Here is a 20,315-nt window from a genome sequence, read left to right on the forward strand (position 1 = left end):
CTTTTAATTTTTTGCCAACGTAAGGTCATACGAGATGGCAACTTCATCACGCACACTTAAGAAGAGAAGGGTTGGAGGCTCAATACCAAAGTCGCTCATTTTGATGTTAAAGCCACCTTTGAGATTTAAATGATCATTTTGATCGGCGATATCCGCTTTGGTGTCGATCTCTTTGACCTGTTTATTGAGGGTGAGTGTTCCTAAAAGATGGTAGCCATCCGCCTCTTTTTTGACCTCTTTAAGTTTGAAAGTCGTGCTTGGTTGTGCTTTTACATGTAAAGCTTCGTACATGTGTTCATCGCGTTTTTCATTTTCACTTTTAAGGTTTAAAAGATCGAGTGAAATGTCGCCTTTAAGAGACTCTACGGCATCGTCCATACTGAGTTTTGCCACAACGTGAGAACTTTTAGGGTTGATATTGCTATCACCTAAAATTTCCGTTTGTGCTCCAATAGTGCCTTCTTTGAAACTAAGCTCTTTAGCATACATGCTACCACACAATAGTGAGGCGGTAAGAAGTGAAAACGCGATTTTATTGAACATTGTTAATCCTTTTTTGAGAAGTTTGATAGATAAAGCTATAGATTTCTGCGCACAAAAGTAAGCAGATAAATATAACGCCAACATAGGTGTAGCCGCCAAGCGCGCTAAGGAGCCCACCACCACCTGCGATCCAGCCTGTTAAGACCATGATCATTCCTAAAAGCCGTAGATTTCCTAACTTTGAAAGACGTTTGAGAATGACAAAGTTATAGTACGAAATCACAAAAGGGTACACCATGCTCAAAAGCACCGCTTCGCGCGAGGCATAGAGCATGTAACTTAGAGCAAACAAAGAGACAATGATAAACGAATGATGCTCTTTGAGGGTATCACGAAGCAGATAGGCTGCGCCCATTCCCACTAAATGAAATACCGAAATGATGTGCCATGTTTGGGCTCTCCAGATAGAAATGTCAGGACTACGTGAAAGCGTTTCAAAGAGATTGGCATCTAAAAATGCCCAAATCGCCATTGATAAAACCGCATAAACACTCAAACTCTGCGACTCAATCTCGACCCTATGCTCTGGCAAACGGTGAATAAAAAAGCTACATGTAAAGGCAACCAAAGAGAGTGCAATGGCGAGATTGCCTCGTAAAAGTGGTGCATAAGTAAAAAGTGCTGTCGAAATGGCATAGGTAACACCAAGGGCGATGGCGATTTCTGTATAGCGACCTTTGGTAAATTTAATGAGAAGCGGTGCGCTCATACCAAGGCTAACGCCAAGAGCTCCCAAAACCACAAGGTTTAACGAAGGGTAAAAAAGTGAACAAAATGCTTGAAGTCCCACAAAAAAGATGATCTTCTTTTGATCGGAATTGAGCCAGCCAAATGAACGGTACACCAGTAAACTTCCCAGCACGCCGCCTAAAGGAAGGGTAAAGAAGGCTTGAATGTTAGAGTGAAACACTTCGATAATTCCCGTTTGTGCGATGAGCAAATAGTAGCAAAATTCACTCGCAACAAAGAGTGTAAAGAGGACATTAAACATAAAGACTCCTTTCAAATTTTGCTTGAAAAATGACGTATATGGACGCAAATGCAAGGTCGTAAACAGCGATCAGCATCGCTTCAACTCCCAGTTGATGGGAAAGGTAAAGCGATAAAAACATCGCAGAAACAGCAATGCGGTTAAAGGCACTTAGTTTGGCAAGCATGTGCGCATAGGGTGGTTGGGTTAATCCAAAAAGGTGAAGAATCCCCGTCGTTGTCATAAATGCAAAGACGACGTACTCATACTTTCCCTCAAAACCAAAGCCTAAAAGTGGATAGAGTGTGTCAGCAAAGATAAACAAAAAGATACCGCCCAGTGCATCGGAGAGAAAACCTGTTAAATGATACAGTCTTAAAGCATCGAATTTTTCAATTCTTAGTCCTAATTGTGGATAGAAAAAACCAGTCGTGACCAAAATAATAAACAGTCCACAGAGCATCCTGATCGTCCATAAAAGGTTAATATCTGCTTGAATAAAGCCTGCTTCCATCATACCCGCCATGGAAAGAGCGATGAGCATAAGAGCAAAACCCAGCGTATAAAAGAGCATAAAAGAGCGTTGGTTAAGCTTTTTAAGATAAGGTGAAACCACCGCCATTGCCATGAAGAAAACTCCCACACCCATAGCGATGTGCGCATGCGCAACAATGAGGTCATTGCGGTGGAACAACCATCGAAGCGTAGGAATAAACAAGATATTTCCCTCAATATCCACAAACAAAAAGGAGTAGATCGAAATGACTAAGAAAGGGTTGTTTTTAAAGGTGATGTTGGCATCTTTAAGCCATTTGAGCAGGAGAGGCACATAACAAAAGGTAAGGTACTGAAAAAACCATTCTTGGTTGTAGCTAAGCTCTCCTATAAAAATACGGTGCGCAACTGAAGCAATGTACCCAACTAAAGGAATAATCCACATGGTGTGGTACTTTGCCACAAACGTCTCTTTTGCATGCAGTTTAATCAGCAAGTAAAAAATAGGAATCAGCGTAAAACTCATCCCCAGCGTGTTATCACCATGCGGTCCTTGAATCGTCTTTTCCACTTGCCCAATGACGGGATTCATCAACACTAAAAGGGCGATGGGAGAAGCGATGACAAGGTATAAAGAGACTTTGATCCATAACGGTATGACCTTGTAGACTTTGATGTAGTCATACAGCGCTAAGATGTAAAAAAGTCCTGAAAAGGCGAGAATAAAGTTAAGCTCATACGCAAAGTCATAAAAGACCAGTCCACGATGCACACCCATCAAAAGACTGATGGTCATAAAGACTAAAAAGATGCACCAAAGCGTAAAGTAGATTTTAAGTTTTTCAAGTCCTTTTTCGCTGTGGATGTTCTCTTTTTCCATCAACACAAAGGGCAAAAAGGAGAGCATCAACGGTACAAAACCATAGAGCATCAACGAGACATGCACGCTTCTCGCATTGGGAGCCGTAATGATGGAAGAGGGCAGAAAATAACCCAATAGGTTGAGTGAATACTCAAATCCAAATGCCAAACCGAGCACTAAAAAAAGTGAGCTTATGGCAAAGGCTTTTTGTATAAAACTAGAGAATTTTTCCATCTTTTACCTCGATAATTTTGTCTGCATACTCCGATACATGGCGGTCATGTGTCGCAATGATGATCGTTGTGCCACTTTTGGAGAGTGTTTTAAAAAGTTCATAAATCATTTGCGAATTGCGTGAGTCTAGGTTGCCTGTGGGTTCATCGGCAAAGATGATTTTGGGCGTGTTCACAAGAGCTCGCACGATGGCGGCACGCTGGCGTTGACCGCCAGAAATCTCATCGGGGTATTTGTTTTTGATTGCTTCAATACCACATTGTTTAAAGAGCGTATCAATGTAGCTGCTTTGTTTATGAATGGCGGCGAGTTTGATGTTCTCTAAAATCGTTAAATAGCCGATGAGGTAGTGAAACTGAAAGATAAACCCCACCTCTTTTTGACGAAACGCATCAATGTCTTTAATAAGCGTGTACGCCTTGCCTTCAAAAAAGAGCTCACCATGGCTTGGACGAAGTAAAGAAGAGAGAATGGAAAGAAGCGTCGATTTACCACTACCACTTTCCCCCACAATAGCGATAAATTCACCTTTTTTGGCCTCAAAATTGACATTATCAAGCGCTAAATCATTTTTATAGTAATGGGTAATGCCACCCGCTTGAAGAATCATAACGCACCCCTTTGAATAAGGATGATCGGGTCGATCTTTGAAGCACTATATGCTGGCAACAGTGCGCCTAAAAGCGCCATAAAAAGCGAGAAGCCAAAGACGCTCACAATCGTCTCAAAACTCAGCTCACCATTGACATAGCCTTGAAATTTCTCAATGTGTGCGATCATAAACAGAAGCACTTTTGAAAGCAGAAATGCCGAGATGAAGCCAACACAAGTGATAATAAACGTCTCACCCACGACCATGCTCATAATGAAATTAGACGACTTCCCAATGGCTCTTAAAATGCCAAACTCACTGCGACGCTCGTTAATCGTGATGCTAATGAGGCTCGCAATTCCAAGCAATCCCATTAAAAATGCCACTGCGCTGATAACATTGGAAGAGGTTTCGATGATCTTAAACTGATTGTAATTGTCCACAAACTCATGCGTGGTTTTTGCTTCGATGTCTGGGGTTAGCGCGTTGATATGCTCTATCAGTTCTTCGACATCTGTCTCTTTATTGATGCTCACCAGTAAGATAGATGCCTCTTTGTTGAAAATGGCACTGGCGTCTTCACGGTTTAAGACGGCTCCACCATCTTCAAAGCCGACACCGTTTTCAAAAATGCCTGAAACGTTAAAGGTTTTGTTGGAGATCGAGACGGATTTGGGTGAATGAAGGCGTGCATTGATGTTTTTACCCAAAATGACTTCGCCCTTTTTGGGGTAAGCACCTTCTGTGAGGGCATAGGTTTTAAAACGATTTTCACTCACACCGTAAATCGCAGCGATAGGGAGTTCGTTGATGGGGCTTGCCCCTAGAATGATCGCATACACATCATTAACGCCTGCAATGGTTTGAATCTTAGCCCCAAGCGAAGCGTTCACATCGCTGAAAAAGGTATCGGCGATTTTGGCTTGCGTGACGATGATGTCGCCTTCGGTTTTAAGCATCGTGGAGTACATCCCAATGATGCCCCGTGAAATCGAGGTTATCATAAAGATAGCCGTGATCGCAACAGTGATGCTCGTATAAATCAAAAAGGTTTTAAAGCGGTTGCGATTCAGCGCTTTAACGAAAAGTGACATCAATAGAATTTCCTTACGAGTTATAATTTAATGACAATTTTAGATGAATAAGATGAATTGAGTATGAATTTATATAAGACTTCTTGCAGAACTCTTAACACGTTTTAAAAGCAAAGCTTTAAAAACTACGTTAACACTGTATTTTCTTCGGCAGAAAGCCCTTGCACCTTTGGTGCTTAGACTTTTTGCAAAAAGTCTCTTACATGTAAAAGAGTTAAAAGCTAGTTTGACGTACAATGAAACCCATATAACGATGAAGGTGCGCCATGAAGATTATTGTATTAGATACCGAAACGACAGGCATGCTTGAAAAAGACCGCATCTGCCAGCTCAGTTATTTAGTGATGAATGAAGAGTTTGAGATAGAGGAAATTCATAACGACCTGTGCAAACCGCCCCTTCCGATCTCGTTTGAAGCGATGGCGATTCACCACATTACCCCTGAAATGGTTGAAGGTGAGCCAACGTGCGTGCAAACCAAAGCGTTTAAAAGACTGTGTGAACTCAACATCCCAACCAACATCATCGTCATTCAAAATGCCGCGTTTGATCTTGGTATGCTTGCCAAAGAGGGCTTTAGCTCACAGATGAATCTCATCGACACCTTTCGCATTTTACGTGCCTACTATCCGCTTGAGGGCTCGTTTAGCTTGCAGTTTAAACGCTACCAATGGGGACTCTACAAAGAAGAAGAGGAATTGGCTCAAAAGCTTGGCATTACCATCAAGGCACATGACGCACTGGGAGATGTTATCGTACTCAAACACCTCTTTGAACGCCTATGTGAAGAACACTCCATACCCAAAATGATTCTTCTCTGCTCCGAGCCCATCATCTTAAGTCACATTCCTTACGGAAAAAACAAAGGCAAAAAATTCGTCGATGTTGCAAAGAGTGATCGCCAAGACCTCCACTACATGCTAAACGCCAACGGACTAGACGCCGATGTCAAAGCTTCCATACTCCACGCGCTTGATGCCACAAAAGAGAACGTCACCCTAACCATCAGCTTCGGCAAATACGCAGGCAAAACGCCCGAGGAAGTTTTAGAGCTTGATCGTAACTATCTTGTATGGATGGTGACTAAGATGGATAACCTGAATACTGAACTCAAAGAGGCGATCGAGAAAGTGTTGGTTTCGTATCCGTAAATGGACTATTATAAAAATATAAAAGGATTTTTGAAGTATGCAAAGTAAATTTAATTTGACTGAGGATTTATTAAAACGAAGCGAAGAAGCAGACTCTTTAAAAAACTATCTTCTTAAAAGATATGAACAGATTCCTCTAAAACCATTTACATTAAATATTAATGCGGAATGGGGATATGGAAAAACATATTTTTTACAACAATTAGCCAATAAATTTGCGGTTGATGGACATCCTGTTGTCTATTTTGACGCGTGGAAAAATGACTATACGAAAGAGCCTTTGCTCGCTTTTATGTCAGAGTTAAATGGACAATTAGACGAATATTTAGATAAAAGAGAGCAGAAAGCAAAAAATATTTTAAAAAAGATTGCCGAGTTTTCATTACCAATTATTTTTTCAATTATTGCAAAACGCTTTACAGGATACAGCGTAGACCAACTTAATGAAATGCTATCTGAAGACAAAGAACTTGATAAAAATAAAGTTGAAAATCAAGTCTCAACTTTAGTAAGTAATATGACCAAAATAACACTTGAAGAACATTTTAGAACTAAAAATAGCATCAATGATTTTAAAGAGAATATGAAAAATCTTTTAACAAAAATTGAGAGTTATAAAAATAAAAAACTTCCGCTTTTTATCCTGATAGATGAATTAGACAGATGCCGACCAAATTATGCTATTGAACTTCTTGAAAATATCAAACATCTTTTTGATATTGAAGGTGTTTACTTTATCATTGCTACGGATTCAAGACAGTTGTCTCATTCCATCAATGCCGTCTATGGTGTCAATTTTGCATCCGAAAAATATTTGAAAAGATTTTTTGATTTAGAATACACACTAAAAACACCAGAGGTTTATGACTTTGCGTATTATCTTTTTAACCACTATAATTTGCTCAATCACGACAAATTCTTTGTTCCTTTTGAAGAAAATGAGTATAAAGAAAAAAATCTAAATATCGTTGCATTTGAGCTAATGGCACAGTTTTTTAAACTTGTACCCAGAGATATAGAACAAACGGTTTCCATGTTATCAACCATTTGTTTGACATGGAATGAGGAGCATAAAATCCACTTAATCTATATGTTATTTCTAATTATGCTAAAACATAAATCTAATAGTGATTTTGAAAAATATCTAACAAAATCAGACTGGATAACATCGGTAGATTGCCCCTTAAATGTGGATAAAACTATTGGGGTCAATCAACGTTATGTTATAGGAAATGAAGCTCGTAAAAATATATTGTTGACTAAGATAATTGAGCGGTATAGCAAGTTAGAAAATATTGCAATAAAAACATTTTTTAATATATATGATCGTTCAGAAAATCCAATAGAAAACAACATATATAATTTAATTGAAAATGAAAAAGGTATTACAAGCCGTCTTAGTTCAGAGGTATTAAAAAGTTCTATTCAAACCTATAAAGATAAAATTTTGCATTGTGGTCAATTTGATATTATCTCTAAGGCTAAATGAGTTTCACAAAACAAACGGAATAATTCTTTTTGTTTTTTGCCTATAGCTTTTATATTTACTAGACTCTACCATCCACAACATTTCCTCTTTTTGAGCTTTCAAAAAAAGCGTTACAACCAAAAGCACATAGACAAAAAGACTCAGCACAGAAGGCTTAGATACCACAACCCCAAACATCATCACAAGGACTGAAAAATACATAGGATGCCTGATGTAGCGGTAGGCTCCTGTGGTAATGAGTGAGGCGTTTTCTTTGATCTCGGGGGTGATGTTGAAGTTGCTAAGGGTGTTGCATTTTAGCGTATAGAGCCCAAAGCCACCGCCTAGGAAAACGATGAAGCAAGCAAAGCTACTTGGTGCATGCAAGCCGTGCTGTATGACGAGGAGCGCGATGAAGATGAATTGTAATGAGACTAAGAAGTAAGAGTATATTTTTGAAGTCATGATACATTATGCTCTACAAATGGGTCTAAAATACTTTTACATGTAAGCTATTTTTGTAACTCATGCACTCTTTCATCTCTTAGCTCCTCAAACGTAGGGAAGGGTGATTTTTCTTTACATGTAAGCTCATACCCTAAGTAGTCAAGGATTTGGAGTATTTTTTTGATGCCGACATCGGAGCTTGTGCCATTTTCAAGGGAGCTGATGGTGGCACGAGAGATGTTAAGGTCACGAGCAAGTTGTTCTTGCGATACTTTTTTTTCTTTGCGAAGTGTGGCGATGTAACTTCCAAACTCTCTTACGTCCATCATTATTCCTTGACTAATATTCTGTATATTTTATAATTTTATAAAGTAAATGTCAAATATATTAGTCAAATTATGGTTGTCAAATAGAAGAAATATTTTACATGTAAAGCCATTCTCCCTCACATACAAAATTAAAATAGTGTCATCAATAACCACGATAGAAAAGGTTTTGTGGCATATTTGACCTGAAGTTACGTAGAGCTTTTCTTTTAAGTTTGGTTGTGTTAGCATGAATGCAATGTTCCTTTATGGGAGGATCAAAAGAATGATTAAACATATTGAGCTATCCTTGCGAAAATGCGTTGCTCCCGAGTTTGTGTTTGGTGTAGATGCTCGAAAAATGGCGGGAAAATATGCCAAAAATTTAGGTATAAAAAAGGTTTTAATCGTTACCGATCCTGGCGTCATTCGCGCTGGTTGGGTTGAAGATGTTACGAAAGCATTGGAAGCGGAAAATATTTACTCGATACTCTTTGATGATGTCGTCCCCAATCCAAGAGATACCAATGTTTTAGCCGGTGTGAAGCTTTACCGTGAGCATAAATGCGATGGTATTGTGACCATTGGTGGTGGAAGTCCGATGGATTGCGCTAAAGGTATTGGCATTGTTGTTGCCAATATGGGCGACGTTTTAGCGTATGAAGGTGTCGATAAAATTCTCTACCCTTTGCCTCCCCTTATTTGTATTCCCACAACCGCAGGAACGGCAGCGGATGTTTCTCAATTTGCGATTATTAACGATATTAAACGGCATGTGAAGATTGCTATTATTAGTAAGTCTATCGTACCGGATGTTTCATTGATTGACCCTGAAACAACGATGAGTATGGATAAAGAACTCACCATCAACACTGGACTTGATGCGATGACCCATGCTGTTGAAGCGTATGTCTCCAATGCCAACTCGGCGATTACGGATTTATATGCTTTGGAAGCTATTTCGCTTTTAGCAAAAAATTTACCCCGTGTCGTTGAACAGCCTTTTGATATACAAGCGCGCGCTTCGGTGATGATGGCAAGTCTGCTTGCCGGTCTTGCTTTTTCCAATGCTTCGCTGGGTGTGATCCACGCGATAGCGCACTCTTTAGGAGGATGGCTTGATTTACCGCATGGGCTGTGCAATGCTATTTTACTGGAGCATGCGGTGGCATATAATTTTCCTCATGCGAAAGAGCGCTATCAAACGATTGCCTCCTATAAGGGTATGAAAGGTACTCCTAATTGCGATGAAATCGTACAGGATATCCATGAGTTTAAGCTCTCTCTTGGATTGACACAGCGTTTAGGTGCGCTAGGTGTTACCAAAGAGATCATTCCCCATCTTGCTTCGATGGCACTGCAAGATGCGTGCATTGTGACCAATCCCATTATGCCAAGCCAGCATGATGTTGAGGAGATTTTGATCCATGCCTTATGAGAACAGTGACGACTTACGCACTAAAATTATTGGCTTAGGGGAGAGTTCTGTTCGTAAAAGCTACTATCCACAGCTTCAAGATAGAATCGTGGAACTGGAGCGTTTTCATGGTCTTTTGGATCGTTCTAGGGAGTTAATTTTTTTAGTCGATGCAGAGAGTTTACGCATTATCGATACTAATGCCATTGTCTGTTCAACCTTTGAAGCATCCAAAGAGAGTTTAATGGGAAGTGAGCTTGTGCAGTGGTTTCCTCCTCATGTCATGGATGCTTTGAATGCTTTGTCTCAGGAGTGTGAACATTGTTCTATCGTTGAGACGATCATTGAAAATTCTTCGGGCGCAGTTCCCATGGAATTTGTACTGCAATATGTCAACTTTAGTGCGCAAAATTATTATGTCATTTTGGGTAAAGATATTTCTGAGCGCAAGCATGCAGAGTCTAAGATTCATACTTTAGCTTTTTATGACTCTCTAACTCACCTTCCCAATCGCCAACTGCTTCATGATCGTATGGCAATGGCTCTGGCTAAAAGCCAACGGCATCACAAAGTAGGTGCACTTTTGATGATAGATCTTGACAATTTTAAAGCGTTAAATGACACGAAAGGGCATCACATTGGGGATGAGCTCTTAATTCAGGTGGCAAGTAGGCTTCAAAGTGTTCTTCGCGATGGTGATACATTAGCACGTATGAGCGGTGATGAGTTTATTATTTTACTAGAAGGACTTCATGCTGAAGAAGACAAAGCAGCCTTGGAGGCTGAAAAGTTTGCGACACGCATCAAATATCTCCTAAATGAGCCCTACAATCTTTTAGGCTATGAACATACGTGTTCTTCGAGTATTGGTATTGCGCTGTTTAACGCTAGACCAAAAAGTAAAGAGACATTACTAAAGCAAGCCGATATTGCCATGTATCAAGCTAAAAAACTAGGGCGGAATCGTATCTGTTTTTATGACCCTGTGATGCAAGAGAATATTGAGCAAAAAACAACGATGGAGCATGAACTAAGAATTGCGCTTACACAAGATGAGTTGACGCTTTTTTACCAACCCCAAGTCAACTTAAAGGGTGAAATAGTGGGTGTTGAAGCACTGGTGAGATGGAATCATCCTCAAAAAGGACTCGTCCCTCCCAATGCGTTTATTCCACTAGCGGAAGAGACGGGACTGATTATTCCTGTGGGAATTTGGGTGCTCAATAAAGCATGCGACCAACTCAGCCAATGGATCAAAATGTATCCAGATCGACATTTACATGTATCGATTAATGTGAGCGTCAAACAGTTTCAAGAGGCCTCTTTTTACGACACGGTTGCTGAGGTTGTTGCAAAAAGTGGCGTAGAGACGGGGAAGGTAAAATTGGAGTTAACGGAGAGTTTAATTGTTGAGAATGTAAGTGAAACGATTGTGAAGATAGAATCACTCCGTTCCCTTGGCATCGGCTTTTCACTCGATGACTTTGGTACTGGGTACTCTTCGCTTTCTTATTTGAAACGATTGCCGTTGGATGAACTCAAAATCGACCAATCCTTTGTCCGTGACATTGGCAATGACAACAATGATGCGATGATTGTTAAGACCATTATAGAGATGGCACACAACTTTGATTTGGATGTGATTGCCGAAGGTGTTGAGGATCAAGAACAATTTAATTTTTTAGAAGAGAATGGCTGTACGTTGTTCCAAGGGTATTTTTTTGGAAAACCAATGCCTGCCAAAGAGATAGAACGCCTCTTTTTAGATACGTAACGCGTTACATGTAAAAAAATTCTCTAACAGACAAGGCTAAATTCTTTTAAAAGAGCACATTTTGAGAAGAGCACCACACCTTTAATCGATTTGTTTTCAGAGACGATGCGATTGTCTACCATGATGTCATGTAAAATGGCGTCTATTTTCTCTTCTTGTGGAAAGATTTGGTGGTTTAAGAGTTGTTTATAGGCATAGTTCTTGGCCTCTTCATAGGTATAAGTACGTTTCCATGTTGTTGGAAAATAGTGTACATTGTACGCGATAGAGGCTTTTTCTAAAGTGTGCAGAAACTCTTTAACTTCTACGCTTCGATTGGAATAGTGTTCGGGTGCGTTATGGGCTAAGAGTAAGAGATCAAGTAAGGTATTGTTTTCATATCTTTTCCATCCCACAAAGATGCCAAGAGACTTTGTGGCTTGAAGCATACAGTCAATGTCATAGGTAGAGCTGATCGCAGGCGTCATCGATGCAAGGACAATGTCAAAAGTTTGTGTACGTGAAAAGGTACTCCAGCTGTCATGTTGAAGGGTAATGAAGGCACCTACATCGCATTCTACACTTTTGTCATGGACGATTTTGAGCATATCATAAGAGATATCAAGTGCTGTGATATGAGCCTTTTTCTGTGCTAAAGGAATCGAAAAAGCACCCGTACCGCACCCAATGTCTAAGAGCGAATAATTTTCAAAAGAGATTCCATAACTCTCGATCCATTCAATAATATAATGAGCATCTTTGTTGATGGAAGCATCGTCTTGCTGTGGGTATTGTTTTGAAAAAGAGTTCCAAAGTGCTATATTTGAGCTCATGAAAAATCCTTAAAATCATTATATATTTAAAAATATAACGAAATTTACTTTAATGTCAAGACCTATAAAACAAACGGAATAATTCTTTTTGTCTTTTGCCTATAATTTTGATACTCACAAGACTGCTTTATCCACAACATCTCCTCTTTTTGTGCTTTCAAAAATAACGTTACAACTAAAAGCATATAGATAAAAAGACTGAGAATTGTAGGCTGAGACACCACAATCCCCAGCATCATCAAAAGGACTGAAAAATACATGGGATGCCTGATGTAGCGGTAGGCTCCTGTGGTAATGAGTGAGGCATTTTCTTTGATTTCGGGCGTGATGTTGAAATTGCCAAGTGGGTTGTGTCTTACCGTATAAAGTCCAAAGCCACAGCCTAGAAACAAAATGAATAAAGCAAAGTTACTGGGTATGTGCAAGCCATGTTTTATCAGTAAGATTGCGATGAAAATGAATTGTAACGATACTAAGAGGTAAGAGTAGGTTTGGCTCTTCATTTTAACTCTTTGCGTAAACATTTTAAAGCCCCAATTTCAGGTGTTGAGGCTTTACATGTAAAGATTATTTTTTCTCTTCTACGACTTTAGCAGGCGTGGCAGGTTTTTTAGCAGGTACAGCGATGATTTCGACATAACACTCGCTCCATTTTGCACTGTGCGCTTTGTCGATTTCTTCACTAAGATCGGCTTGGTGAACGGCTTCTGCATTTTCGCTTGTTTCACCAAAACGGCACTCAAACTCCCAAAAATGGAAGCCCTCAGGTGTTTTTTTCGCGCGTTCACGTTTAATGTATTTACGAATTTCATGTTTGATGGCATCTACAAGTCGGTCACTGTTTTTATTCTCAACTTGGAGGTGAAATATCTTTTTCAAGGCTTGCCTTTTAGATTTTATTTAAGTGTGACATTGTACTTTATTTCACCTTTGAGCGCGAATTTATTTAAATTCTGTTTTGTAGGCTTCATCAAGAATGGCCATAAAGGCAGGAGGATCCATATAACCTGTGTACCCTTCAAGAATGGTGTGGCGAGTGGGGGAGAGAATAGCATTGGCAGGGGTATATTTGGTATGCAAATCATCAGGCAAAGCAGGATCCATCTGATCAATAACAACCAAAACATATTTCTGGTCAATCTTGTTACGGTAGGTAGGATTATTGAAAACCTCTTTCGTCATTTGTTTGCAGTACGGGCAATTTTCACTGACAATATTGACAAGAATAAGCTTTTTTTCTTTAATCGCTTTGGCACTCTCTTCTTCTAAAAAACTGGCATGCAGTGTTGCCATACTGAACAATACGACACACAATACTCTAAGAAATGCGTACATGTTTTAACCTTTGTAATGAAAGATAATTGAACCAAAACTCTAACACAAGCTTGATAAAAGCATATTGAACTAGGGAAATAGGTATAGTTAAAGTGTTGATATGTTAAATTACACGCTATTTTAATGCCAAGGAATACTCAATCATGGCAAATATTCGTGAAATTTACCAATTAGGCTCTCCTGTTATCCGAAATATGGCCGCAAGAGTTGAGGATGCCTCTTCCCCTCAAATTCAAACACTCATTGATGATATGATCGTTACATGTAAAGACTCCCAAGGGGTGGGTATTGCTGCTCCTCAAGTGAATTGCTCTTTGGCGATTGTGATTATTGCCTCTGAACCGAGTGAGCGTTACCCTTCTGCGCCTCAGATGGAGCCAACCGCACTGATCAATCCCAAAATTATCTCACATTCCCACAAAATGCTTAAAGATTGGGAAGGGTGCCTGAGTCTTCCAGGAATCAGGGCGCAAGTGCCCCGTTACAGCGAAATCGAGGTTGCCTACACCGACAGAGATGGAAATGAACACCACGTCATCTACAGCGACTTTGTTGCACGTGTCTTTCAGCACGAATATGACCATCTCATCGGTAAAGTGTTTATCGATAGAGTAGAATCGACCCATGACATTGTGATGGAAAAAGAGTATCAACGCATCCTTGCACAGTAAACTATAAAACAGAAGGAGTAGGGTTTTGAAAACACGCATTTATTACGATGATACCGATGCAGGTGGCGTGGTTTACCATGCCAATTATCTTAAATTTTGTGAACGCTCTCGTAGTGATCTTTTTTATGAACATGGAAGAAGTCCTGCGGTAAATGGTGGGCATTTTGTGGTACGTCATCTTGAAGCAGATTTTTTAAAATCTGCCAAATTGGGTGATCTCATTGAGGTTAAAAATGAACTAATGGAGCTTAAAAATGCTTCATTGATTTTGAAGCAAGAAGTCTGGAAAGACGATGTAAAACTTTTTGCGATGACTTCCACCCTTGCGTATGTCAAAGAGGGAAAACCCTGTAAAATTGACGATGAAACAAAAGCTTTTTTTAAAGACCTTTTACTTTAAGGTCTTTGTACATTTGGGCTAAAAATATCTCTGGCATAAAAGAGTATGAATGCTAAGGTAAACGCGCCCAGAGTGACGATGCGAAAAAGAGTTTGTGCATCGTAATGATCCCAAATATAACCAGCCATAGTTAAAGAAATAAAGGTTGCCGTTCCAACACAGCCATAATAGATGCCATATGCGGAGGCTTTGAGCTCTTTGGGTGTGGTATCGGATATGATGGCTTTTGCTAAAGCATTAAAACCACCTGCAAAAAAGCCATAACATCCAAATCCAATCCATGCACCCATAGGGCTTTGCCATGTCATAAACCATGACGATAACCCAAAAGAGGCATACATAAAACTCAGCATCATGGGTTTGCCTAAGCGATCCGCCAGTTTCCCAATGGGAATGGCAAAGAGAGACTGTGTGAAATTATAAAGAGTGTAAGCTAAAGGTATCATCATGAGCGCAAGTCCATTATCGCCTGATTTTAAGACCATAAAAGAGTAATTCATTGCAATAAGGCTGAATGCCACTTGAAAGAGAACTAACCCATAAAATTGCTTTGAAAGTGAAAAGGGTCTAAATGAGCGAAAAGGAATAGGGGGCGTCCTGACATCCGATACAAACACAATCAAAATCAAGAGTGCTAGCATACCAGGAATAAAACTAAGGGCAAATACAAGCCTAAATGTCGTTTCACTCTCTCCATAGAAATGTAAAAGCAAAAATGCGGATAACGATCCTGCAATAGCCCCAGCACTATCCATCATTTTGTGAAAACCAAAGATAAAACCACTTCTCTGTGCTGGTGAAAAGGCAGAAATCAAGGCATCTCTTGGTGCACTTCTAACCCCTTTACCAAAACGGTCCCCCACGCGGACAATACCAACCATAAGGGCGCTACTTGCAAAATAGGCTAACGGCTTCACAAGATTTGAAAATCCATACCCTATGATTGTGAGCATTTTTCGGTGTCCCAATTTATCGGATAAAAATCCTGAAACTGCAATCAAAAGAGCAACACCCAGTTCTGCAAATCCTTCGATAATGCCAATATCAGATTTTGTGGTATGTAAAAATCGTTCCAAAAAAAGCGGTAAGAGGGGAAGTATCATCTCTGTCGCAAAATCAGTAAAAAAACTGTTCACACCTAACGCGATAATGTTTTTATTGATGTTTTCCATTATAGTATTCCAATTTAATGGTAAATGTTGTGTAAAAAACTGTTGAGACGATAAAAGATTAGAGCTTGGCACTCTGTTTTGTAAGAAGCTGCTACATTATATACGTAGTAGCTTCTTACAGAAAAAGGCTAATTTGCTCGAATGAACTCATTGCGACCTGGTTGGTACAATGAGGTATTGTAAGTGACTTGGTTGCCAGAGATATTCTCTTTAAAGGTTCTTGATATCTTTCCATCAAAGAATTGCTGGCAGAGATAATCGGCTCCAACTGAGGTTGAGTAATTGACCCAATCGTAAACAATATCATGTCCAAATAAAGCATTGATCTCTTCAAGTGAAGGAGGTGCTTTTTGGATGGAGTTGGCGATATACATTTGGTCACGATCTTCATACTGTGTTAGAGAAAGCAGTAAAGGGTTATAGTTGATCTGCGTTGAAAGCAGCATGTAGGGGTTAATACCGTTGGCACGAAGTTGTGAAGCAATCAGGCTGGATGTTACCAGTGGCGTATTGAGATAGAGTGTTGCGTTATTTAAAGAGCTATTCCCTTTAAAAAGTTGTTTATAGTTCATTTTAGAATTTTCGACACGTTTCTCGTAAAAGACATGATTGCTGTTTTTCTTAATCAGTCCATTGAGTTGATAGCTTAGGCTACTTCCATCCTCAAATGTTCCAACGCGATCATTTGCTTTTGTTGCCAATAGGGCAATTTGTTGGTCATAATCTATACCACCAAAGATAATGTTAGAGCCTGCACTTCGGACATTAGAACGATTGAGTGTCGGAATAAAGACAAAAGTGTCTTGAACATTGTTGGCAATGATTTGCGCACCATCCGCCGTTACTGGGGCTATGATGTAGTGGTATCCACCTGCTTTAATGTCAGAGAGCGCTTTAGCAATTGAATCTTCTCTTTCATCCCCTGTATTGAAAACATTGAGATCAAAATAGTAGTTTTTATACAATAAATATGCAATGACGGAGTTTACTGAAGTAATAGCATATTTTTTAATGGTTTTTTGAGGGACTAAAACAGCAATTTTAATGATAGTGCTGTCATCGTTTAGCGGTTTTGGCATAGAGGCGGCACGAACAGGTTCTAACGTTGCCACGGAGGTGTCGGTTTCTTGTGAGGATGTTGCTTCTTCTGAACTGATAGGTTGTTTTGGTTGTTCAACGGTTGTACTCGGTGTTGGCGTCGCCATTGCAATCGTGGTTGACGTAATTGTATTGTCAATTGTCACAGGGGCTGAAGAGGACTGCGCCTCTGTAATTTTTGAACTGCTAGAGGGGGTTGTCGTTTTTGCAAGCGGTTTTTCTGAGCCTGGGTACGTTGAAGTATTTTTTTGATTAGGAGCTTTTTTCATACTCGTTGATACATTGTAGGTACTGGGTGTGTAAGGCTCTGGGGCTTGGGTTGTACAGCCTGCAAAGATGAATAAACTGAGGGATAATGTCAACCAAAATCTCATAACATGCTCCTTATTTTTAGCATATCTGCATAAACCTCTTTTTTAGCGCTAGGGTTTCGCAGTAAAAAACTTGGGTGGAACGTGGGAATCAATTTGGCTTCACCAAAATTGAGCACAGTGCCACGTATTTTATCAATGGGTGTATCATACTCTCCTGTGAGATGATGAAAACTGGTCGATCCAAGTGCGACGATAATTTGTGGTCGAATGGTTTGAATCTGTTGCATCACGTAAGGTTTGCAACAAGCGACTTCTTCAGGTGTTGGAACGCGATTATCCGGTGTTTTACACTTTAAAATCGTGGTGACATAGACATCTTCTTTGGGAATCAAAAGAACTTTTTCGATCATATTTGCAAGCAATTCGCCGCTTTTACCCGTAAAGAGCATTCCTGTTTCATCTTCGCTAACACCTGGATTATCGCCTATAAACATCACTTTGGCTTTCAGATTACCTGCACCAAAAATGACATTTTTACGACTTTTGGCAAGTGCACAAAGATGACATCCTGCGACACTACTTTTTAACTCTTCTAAATTCTGTGACAGGGCAGGTTGTATGCTCAACGAGAGCGGTCGATACTCTTGAAAGAATTCAAATCCAAGAGCTCTGTACTGGTATAAAAGTTTTAAAAGTCGTATCTTTTCAATGTGAGTCATTCTTATATGGTAGCCTAGCGGGAGTTAAAATATCCTTATTCGATGTCACAATACTCTAAAGAGGGGATGTCTGGCTTTTGCAAATGGTGGTTATTGGCAATAAAAAGATTTTTGAGGTTTGTTAGCTTTTGAATGGAGTTTGGAAGAGTATCTAAGAGGTTTTCTTCAATATCTAATTCATAAAGATGCGATAGGTTTCCGATGCATTCAGGAAGGCTTTTGAGACGGTTAGCACTGAGGTCTAATGAGGTGAGTTTTTCAAGTTTACATAATGTACTAGGAACGTGCTCAAGTAAGTTGTTTTCCAAAGAGAGAATTTGTAAATCTTCTAATTTAGAAAGATCAAAATCAATGGAAGCAATGTGATTGGAGGCAAGATTGAGTTTAACCAACATATCGTGGGCTTCTAAGGAAGGAAGATTTTGTAAAAGATTTCCTTCTAAAATAAGGGTTTCAAGCTCTTTGATTTCACCGAGAGACTGAGGCAATGTGGTGAGTTTATTAAATGAAAGATCCAAATAATAGAGGGATTGCATTGAGCTAAAGACTTCAGGCAAAGACTCAAAATAATTGGTATCCAAGCTTACATGTAAAAGTTTTTTGAGGTTTTTAAAGGCAACATCAAGGTGACTTAAACGGTTGACGGCAAGGGTAAGTCTCGTCAGTTTAGACAGATTATAAAAACTGTGTGGCAGGGAGGTCAGTTGATTCCCATTGAGATTTAAAATGACTAAAGAACTTAGCTCTCCAAAATTTTCAGGTAGGCTTTGCAATAGGTTATTTTCGCACTGTAAATTACGAAGATTTTTAAGGGTGCAAATGCTTTGTGGAAGCTCTGTGAGTCTATTACCTGAAATTTTGAGTATGCTAAGGTTTTGAAGTGCCTTAATGCTTTCAGGCAGACTTTTGAGCTTTTTTCGACTGAGATCAAGAGTCGTGAGGCTTTCCAGTTTTGAGAGTTCACGGGGCAAAGTGTGCTCCAAGCCTTGGGATTTGATCCAATGTGCAAAATCGCGAATACTCTCACTCATCATTCTCTCCTTGCTCAAATCTACTATTCTTTTGATCAATTAAAAAGGCAATCTCTTCGTAATCAATTTCACCGAATTCTACCATATTAAAGAGTGCCATCAAAGGTCTTCTACAGCAAGTTTGATTACAACCCGTGACGAGTTTTTTGGCTTTTTTATAGGGTAGTGTAGTAGATCTAAAAATATCAATAGCGTCTTGAATGGTTTTTTGACCGCATTCACAGATGATTTTAGAGGCATATTCTTCCATTAATTTATCCAGCTTTTGAAGCGATATAGAGCGCTCTTAGCTCCTTTTTGTTGAGAACTTTTTTACGATTGGTGACCATTTCACGCACTTGTGGAAGCATTTTATTGATGACTTCATTTTCGGGTTCATACCCCATCGCACGAAGATGAAAGAGAAGTGTTGAACTGCCTGAATGTTTTCCAATAGGATAACTTCGTGTCATTCCGACACTTTGAGGTGAAAAGGCTTCATAAGCTTTATCGTGCTTAATCATGCCATTGACATGAATACCCGATTCATGTGAAAAGATATTTTTACCGACAATCGGCATCGTAGCAGAGATACTTTGGTTGGACGCTTTTTCAACCAACTGCACGACATGTTTCAGTGCATCGGGGTTAATCACACGCTCTTCGCCAAAAAGATGAGCCAGGCTCATTAGAACCTGCTCAAAGCTCGCATTTCCAGCGCGTTCACCGAGTCCAATGACGGTTGTATTGACACTGAGCGCTCCTGCTTCGAGTCCACTGATAGCATTAGCGGTTGCCATACCAAAGTCATTGTGCGTGTGCATTTCGATCTCTAAAAGATTGAGGCCTGTGAGGTAGGAAATATGCTCGTAAATTTGATGAGGACGCATAATGCCCACCGTGTCACAGTAACGGAAACGATTGGCTCCTAGACTGGTTCCTAACTCCATGACCTCTTTCAAAAAGCCTCTATCTGCTCTAGAGCTATCTTCGCCCCCAATGCAGGCAAAAAGACCCTCAGATTTGCTTACATGTAAAACCTCTTCAAGGTTTTTTAAAAGGCGTGCTTTATCGCCTCCAAATTTTGCTTCAATGAGAATGTCTGATACGGGAATAGAGAGATCAACTGCTTTAAGTCCACAAGAGAGTGATGCTTCTAAATCACTCATCGTGGCACGATTCCAACTCATAATGCGAAGAGGCAGATCAAGGGCAAGGATTTCTTTGATATCCGCTTGCTCTTTTGCACCCATCGCTGGAATACCCACTTCAAGCTCATCGGCACCTGCAAGATAAAGTGCCGATGCGATGGCGATTTTTTCATCGGTGTTAAAGGCAACGTAAGGTGCTTGTTCACCATCTCTAAGTGTGGTATCGTTGATAATCATCATTTTTTCCTTCATTCATAAGCACCAAGGGTGCGTGGGCTTTC

The 20,315-nt window shown here is 39.8% G+C and carries 23 protein-coding genes; 6 read left to right on the forward strand and 17 right to left on the reverse strand.

What is annotated here, in order from left to right; all coding sequences use genetic code 11:
• Positions 1–3: 3 nt before the first annotated feature.
• Genes SJPD1_RS05965 through SJPD1_RS05985 form a run of 5 tightly spaced genes read right to left on the reverse strand, consistent with a single transcriptional unit; the run spans position 4 to position 4,790 of the window.
• A complete protein-coding gene (locus tag SJPD1_RS05965) occupies positions 4–543 on the reverse strand; it encodes a YceI family protein (protein ID WP_168171333.1) in 540 nt (179 codons plus the stop codon).
• The gene (locus SJPD1_RS05970; protein WP_096046405.1) at positions 533–1,534 is read right to left on the reverse strand and encodes a hypothetical protein; all 1,002 of its coding nucleotides are present in this window, start codon (positions 1,532–1,534) and stop codon (positions 533–535) included. The genes SJPD1_RS05965 and SJPD1_RS05970 overlap by 11 nt, the downstream gene beginning before the upstream one ends.
• A complete protein-coding gene (locus tag SJPD1_RS05975) occupies positions 1,527–3,104 on the reverse strand; it encodes a heme-copper oxidase family protein (RefSeq protein ID WP_096046406.1) in 1,578 nt (525 codons plus the stop codon). Before SJPD1_RS05975 ends, SJPD1_RS05970 begins: the two co-directional genes overlap by 8 nt.
• A complete protein-coding gene (locus SJPD1_RS05980; RefSeq protein WP_226372256.1) occupies positions 3,088–3,714 on the reverse strand; it encodes an ABC transporter ATP-binding protein in 627 nt (208 codons plus the stop codon). The genes SJPD1_RS05975 and SJPD1_RS05980 overlap by 17 nt, the downstream gene beginning before the upstream one ends.
• A complete protein-coding gene (locus SJPD1_RS05985; protein WP_226372257.1) occupies positions 3,711–4,790 on the reverse strand; it encodes an ABC transporter permease in 1,080 nt (359 codons plus the stop codon). The genes SJPD1_RS05980 and SJPD1_RS05985 overlap by 4 nt, the downstream gene beginning before the upstream one ends.
• A gap of 266 nt (positions 4,791–5,056) precedes the next feature.
• Here SJPD1_RS05985 and SJPD1_RS05990 point away from each other — a divergent pair, with 266 nt between their 5' ends.
• Entirely contained in the window at positions 5,057–5,941 is an 885-nt protein-coding gene (locus SJPD1_RS05990) for a 3'-5' exonuclease (protein WP_096046408.1), read from the forward strand.
• A gap of 37 nt (positions 5,942–5,978) precedes the next feature.
• Entirely contained in the window at positions 5,979–7,430 is a 1,452-nt protein-coding gene (locus SJPD1_RS05995) for a KAP family P-loop NTPase fold protein (protein WP_096046409.1), read from the forward strand.
• A 3-nt stretch (positions 7,431–7,433) separates the two neighbouring features.
• Here the strand turns inward: SJPD1_RS05995 and SJPD1_RS06000 are convergent, their stop codons facing one another.
• Positions 7,434–7,874, reverse strand: a complete 441-nt coding sequence (locus SJPD1_RS06000) for a methyltransferase family protein (RefSeq protein WP_096046410.1) — start codon at positions 7,872–7,874, stop codon at positions 7,434–7,436.
• Positions 7,875–7,921: 47 nt separating this feature from the next.
• Positions 7,922–8,182 carry a helix-turn-helix domain-containing protein gene (locus SJPD1_RS06005; RefSeq protein ID WP_096046411.1) on the reverse strand — a complete coding sequence of 87 codons (261 nt, stop codon included), beginning with the start codon at positions 8,180–8,182 and terminating at the stop codon, positions 7,922–7,924.
• A 265-nt stretch (positions 8,183–8,447) separates the two neighbouring features.
• Between SJPD1_RS06005 and ercA the strand changes: the two genes are divergently transcribed.
• Together ercA and SJPD1_RS06020 are read left to right on the forward strand one after the other, a co-directional pair.
• The gene (gene ercA / locus SJPD1_RS06015) at positions 8,448–9,599 is read left to right on the forward strand and encodes an alcohol dehydrogenase-like regulatory protein ErcA (RefSeq protein ID WP_096046413.1); all 1,152 of its coding nucleotides are present in this window, start codon (positions 8,448–8,450) and stop codon (positions 9,597–9,599) included.
• Entirely contained in the window at positions 9,589–11,352 is a 1,764-nt protein-coding gene (locus tag SJPD1_RS06020; RefSeq protein WP_096046414.1) for a putative bifunctional diguanylate cyclase/phosphodiesterase, read from the forward strand. The genes ercA and SJPD1_RS06020 overlap by 11 nt, the downstream gene beginning before the upstream one ends.
• Positions 11,353–11,375: 23 nt before the next feature.
• Here SJPD1_RS06020 and SJPD1_RS06025 read toward each other — a convergent pair whose 3' ends face one another.
• From SJPD1_RS06025 to SJPD1_RS06040, 4 genes are all read right to left on the reverse strand, one after another.
• Positions 11,376–12,164, reverse strand: a complete 789-nt coding sequence (locus tag SJPD1_RS06025) for a methyltransferase domain-containing protein (protein ID WP_096046415.1) — start codon at positions 12,162–12,164, stop codon at positions 11,376–11,378.
• A 62-nt stretch (positions 12,165–12,226) separates the two neighbouring features.
• Positions 12,227–12,667 carry a methyltransferase family protein gene (locus SJPD1_RS06030; protein WP_168171334.1) on the reverse strand — a complete coding sequence of 147 codons (441 nt, stop codon included), beginning with the start codon at positions 12,665–12,667 and terminating at the stop codon, positions 12,227–12,229.
• A 64-nt stretch (positions 12,668–12,731) separates the two neighbouring features.
• Complete coding sequence (locus SJPD1_RS06035; protein ID WP_096046417.1) at positions 12,732–13,043, reverse strand: DUF6172 family protein; 312 nt, start codon at positions 13,041–13,043, stop codon at positions 12,732–12,734.
• A gap of 63 nt (positions 13,044–13,106) precedes the next feature.
• Positions 13,107–13,499 carry a thioredoxin fold domain-containing protein gene (locus SJPD1_RS06040; protein ID WP_096046418.1) on the reverse strand — a complete coding sequence of 131 codons (393 nt, stop codon included), beginning with the start codon at positions 13,497–13,499 and terminating at the stop codon, positions 13,107–13,109.
• A 143-nt stretch (positions 13,500–13,642) separates the two neighbouring features.
• On the opposite strand from SJPD1_RS06040, the gene def reads away from it, so the two are divergent.
• Together def and SJPD1_RS06050 are read left to right on the forward strand one after the other, a co-directional pair.
• A complete protein-coding gene (gene def / locus SJPD1_RS06045; RefSeq protein ID WP_096046419.1) occupies positions 13,643–14,170 on the forward strand; it encodes a peptide deformylase in 528 nt (175 codons plus the stop codon).
• 25 nt (positions 14,171–14,195) lie between these two features.
• Complete coding sequence (locus SJPD1_RS06050) at positions 14,196–14,570, forward strand: YbgC/FadM family acyl-CoA thioesterase (protein WP_096046420.1); 375 nt, start codon at positions 14,196–14,198, stop codon at positions 14,568–14,570.
• Here the strand turns inward: SJPD1_RS06050 and SJPD1_RS06055 are convergent.
• The 6 genes from SJPD1_RS06055 to nifV all read right to left on the reverse strand — a co-directional run bounded on the left by SJPD1_RS06055 (position 14,567) and on the right by nifV (position 20,271).
• Positions 14,567–15,742 carry an MFS transporter gene (locus SJPD1_RS06055; RefSeq protein WP_096046421.1) on the reverse strand — a complete coding sequence of 392 codons (1,176 nt, stop codon included), beginning with the start codon at positions 15,740–15,742 and terminating at the stop codon, positions 14,567–14,569. The two genes, SJPD1_RS06050 and SJPD1_RS06055, sit on opposite strands and share 4 nt — an antisense overlap.
• Positions 15,743–15,870: 128 nt before the next feature.
• On the reverse strand, positions 15,871–17,214 hold the full coding sequence (locus SJPD1_RS06060) for a hypothetical protein (RefSeq protein ID WP_096046422.1): 1,344 nt from the start codon (positions 17,212–17,214) through the stop codon (positions 15,871–15,873).
• Entirely contained in the window at positions 17,211–17,873 is a 663-nt protein-coding gene (locus tag SJPD1_RS06065; protein WP_096046423.1) for a uracil-DNA glycosylase, read from the reverse strand. Before SJPD1_RS06065 ends, SJPD1_RS06060 begins: the two co-directional genes overlap by 4 nt.
• Before the next feature lie 35 nt (positions 17,874–17,908).
• The gene (locus SJPD1_RS06070; protein WP_096046424.1) at positions 17,909–18,904 is read right to left on the reverse strand and encodes a leucine-rich repeat domain-containing protein; all 996 of its coding nucleotides are present in this window, start codon (positions 18,902–18,904) and stop codon (positions 17,909–17,911) included.
• Positions 18,897–19,154, reverse strand: a complete 258-nt coding sequence (locus tag SJPD1_RS06075; RefSeq protein ID WP_096046425.1) for a hypothetical protein — start codon at positions 19,152–19,154, stop codon at positions 18,897–18,899. Before SJPD1_RS06075 ends, SJPD1_RS06070 begins: the two co-directional genes overlap by 8 nt.
• A 4-nt stretch (positions 19,155–19,158) precedes the next feature.
• Entirely contained in the window at positions 19,159–20,271 is a 1,113-nt protein-coding gene (gene nifV, locus SJPD1_RS06080; protein ID WP_096046426.1) for a homocitrate synthase, read from the reverse strand.
• Positions 20,272–20,315: the final 44 nt, after the last annotated feature.

It is taken from the genome of Sulfurospirillum diekertiae, assembly GCF_002309535.1.
Taxonomy (GTDB): Bacteria; Campylobacterota; Campylobacteria; order Campylobacterales; family Sulfurospirillaceae; genus Sulfurospirillum; species Sulfurospirillum diekertiae.

Coding starts and splice junctions, on each gene's coding strand:
- SJPD1_RS05965 (WP_168171333.1), bottom strand. CDS start 543: ATGTTCAATAAAATCGCGTTTTCACTTCTTACCGCCTCACTATTGTGT.
- SJPD1_RS05970 (WP_096046405.1), bottom strand. CDS start 1,534: ATGTTTAATGTCCTCTTTACACTCTTTGTTGCGAGTGAATTTTGCTAC.
- SJPD1_RS05975 (WP_096046406.1), bottom strand. CDS start 3,104: ATGGAAAAATTCTCTAGTTTTATACAAAAAGCCTTTGCCATAAGCTCA.
- SJPD1_RS05980 (WP_226372256.1), bottom strand. CDS start 3,714: ATGATTCTTCAAGCGGGTGGCATTACCCATTACTATAAAAATGATTTA.
- SJPD1_RS05985 (WP_226372257.1), bottom strand. CDS start 4,790: ATGTCACTTTTCGTTAAAGCGCTGAATCGCAACCGCTTTAAAACCTTT.
- SJPD1_RS05990 (WP_096046408.1), top strand. CDS start 5,057: ATGAAGATTATTGTATTAGATACCGAAACGACAGGCATGCTTGAAAAA.
- SJPD1_RS05995 (WP_096046409.1), top strand. CDS start 5,979: ATGCAAAGTAAATTTAATTTGACTGAGGATTTATTAAAACGAAGCGAA.
- SJPD1_RS06000 (WP_096046410.1), bottom strand. CDS start 7,874: ATGACTTCAAAAATATACTCTTACTTCTTAGTCTCATTACAATTCATC.
- SJPD1_RS06005 (WP_096046411.1), bottom strand. CDS start 8,182: ATGGACGTAAGAGAGTTTGGAAGTTACATCGCCACACTTCGCAAAGAA.
- ercA (WP_096046413.1), top strand. CDS start 8,448: ATGATTAAACATATTGAGCTATCCTTGCGAAAATGCGTTGCTCCCGAG.
- SJPD1_RS06020 (WP_096046414.1), top strand. CDS start 9,589: ATGCCTTATGAGAACAGTGACGACTTACGCACTAAAATTATTGGCTTA.
- SJPD1_RS06025 (WP_096046415.1), bottom strand. CDS start 12,164: ATGAGCTCAAATATAGCACTTTGGAACTCTTTTTCAAAACAATACCCA.
- SJPD1_RS06030 (WP_168171334.1), bottom strand. CDS start 12,667: ATGAAGAGCCAAACCTACTCTTACCTCTTAGTATCGTTACAATTCATT.
- SJPD1_RS06040 (WP_096046418.1), bottom strand. CDS start 13,499: ATGTACGCATTTCTTAGAGTATTGTGTGTCGTATTGTTCAGTATGGCA.
- def (WP_096046419.1), top strand. CDS start 13,643: ATGGCAAATATTCGTGAAATTTACCAATTAGGCTCTCCTGTTATCCGA.
- SJPD1_RS06055 (WP_096046421.1), bottom strand. CDS start 15,742: ATGGAAAACATCAATAAAAACATTATCGCGTTAGGTGTGAACAGTTTT.
- SJPD1_RS06060 (WP_096046422.1), bottom strand. CDS start 17,214: ATGAGATTTTGGTTGACATTATCCCTCAGTTTATTCATCTTTGCAGGC.
- SJPD1_RS06065 (WP_096046423.1), bottom strand. CDS start 17,873: ATGACTCACATTGAAAAGATACGACTTTTAAAACTTTTATACCAGTAC.
- SJPD1_RS06070 (WP_096046424.1), bottom strand. CDS start 18,904: ATGAGTGAGAGTATTCGCGATTTTGCACATTGGATCAAATCCCAAGGC.
- SJPD1_RS06075 (WP_096046425.1), bottom strand. CDS start 19,154: ATGGAAGAATATGCCTCTAAAATCATCTGTGAATGCGGTCAAAAAACC.
- nifV (WP_096046426.1), bottom strand. CDS start 20,271: ATGATTATCAACGATACCACACTTAGAGATGGTGAACAAGCACCTTAC.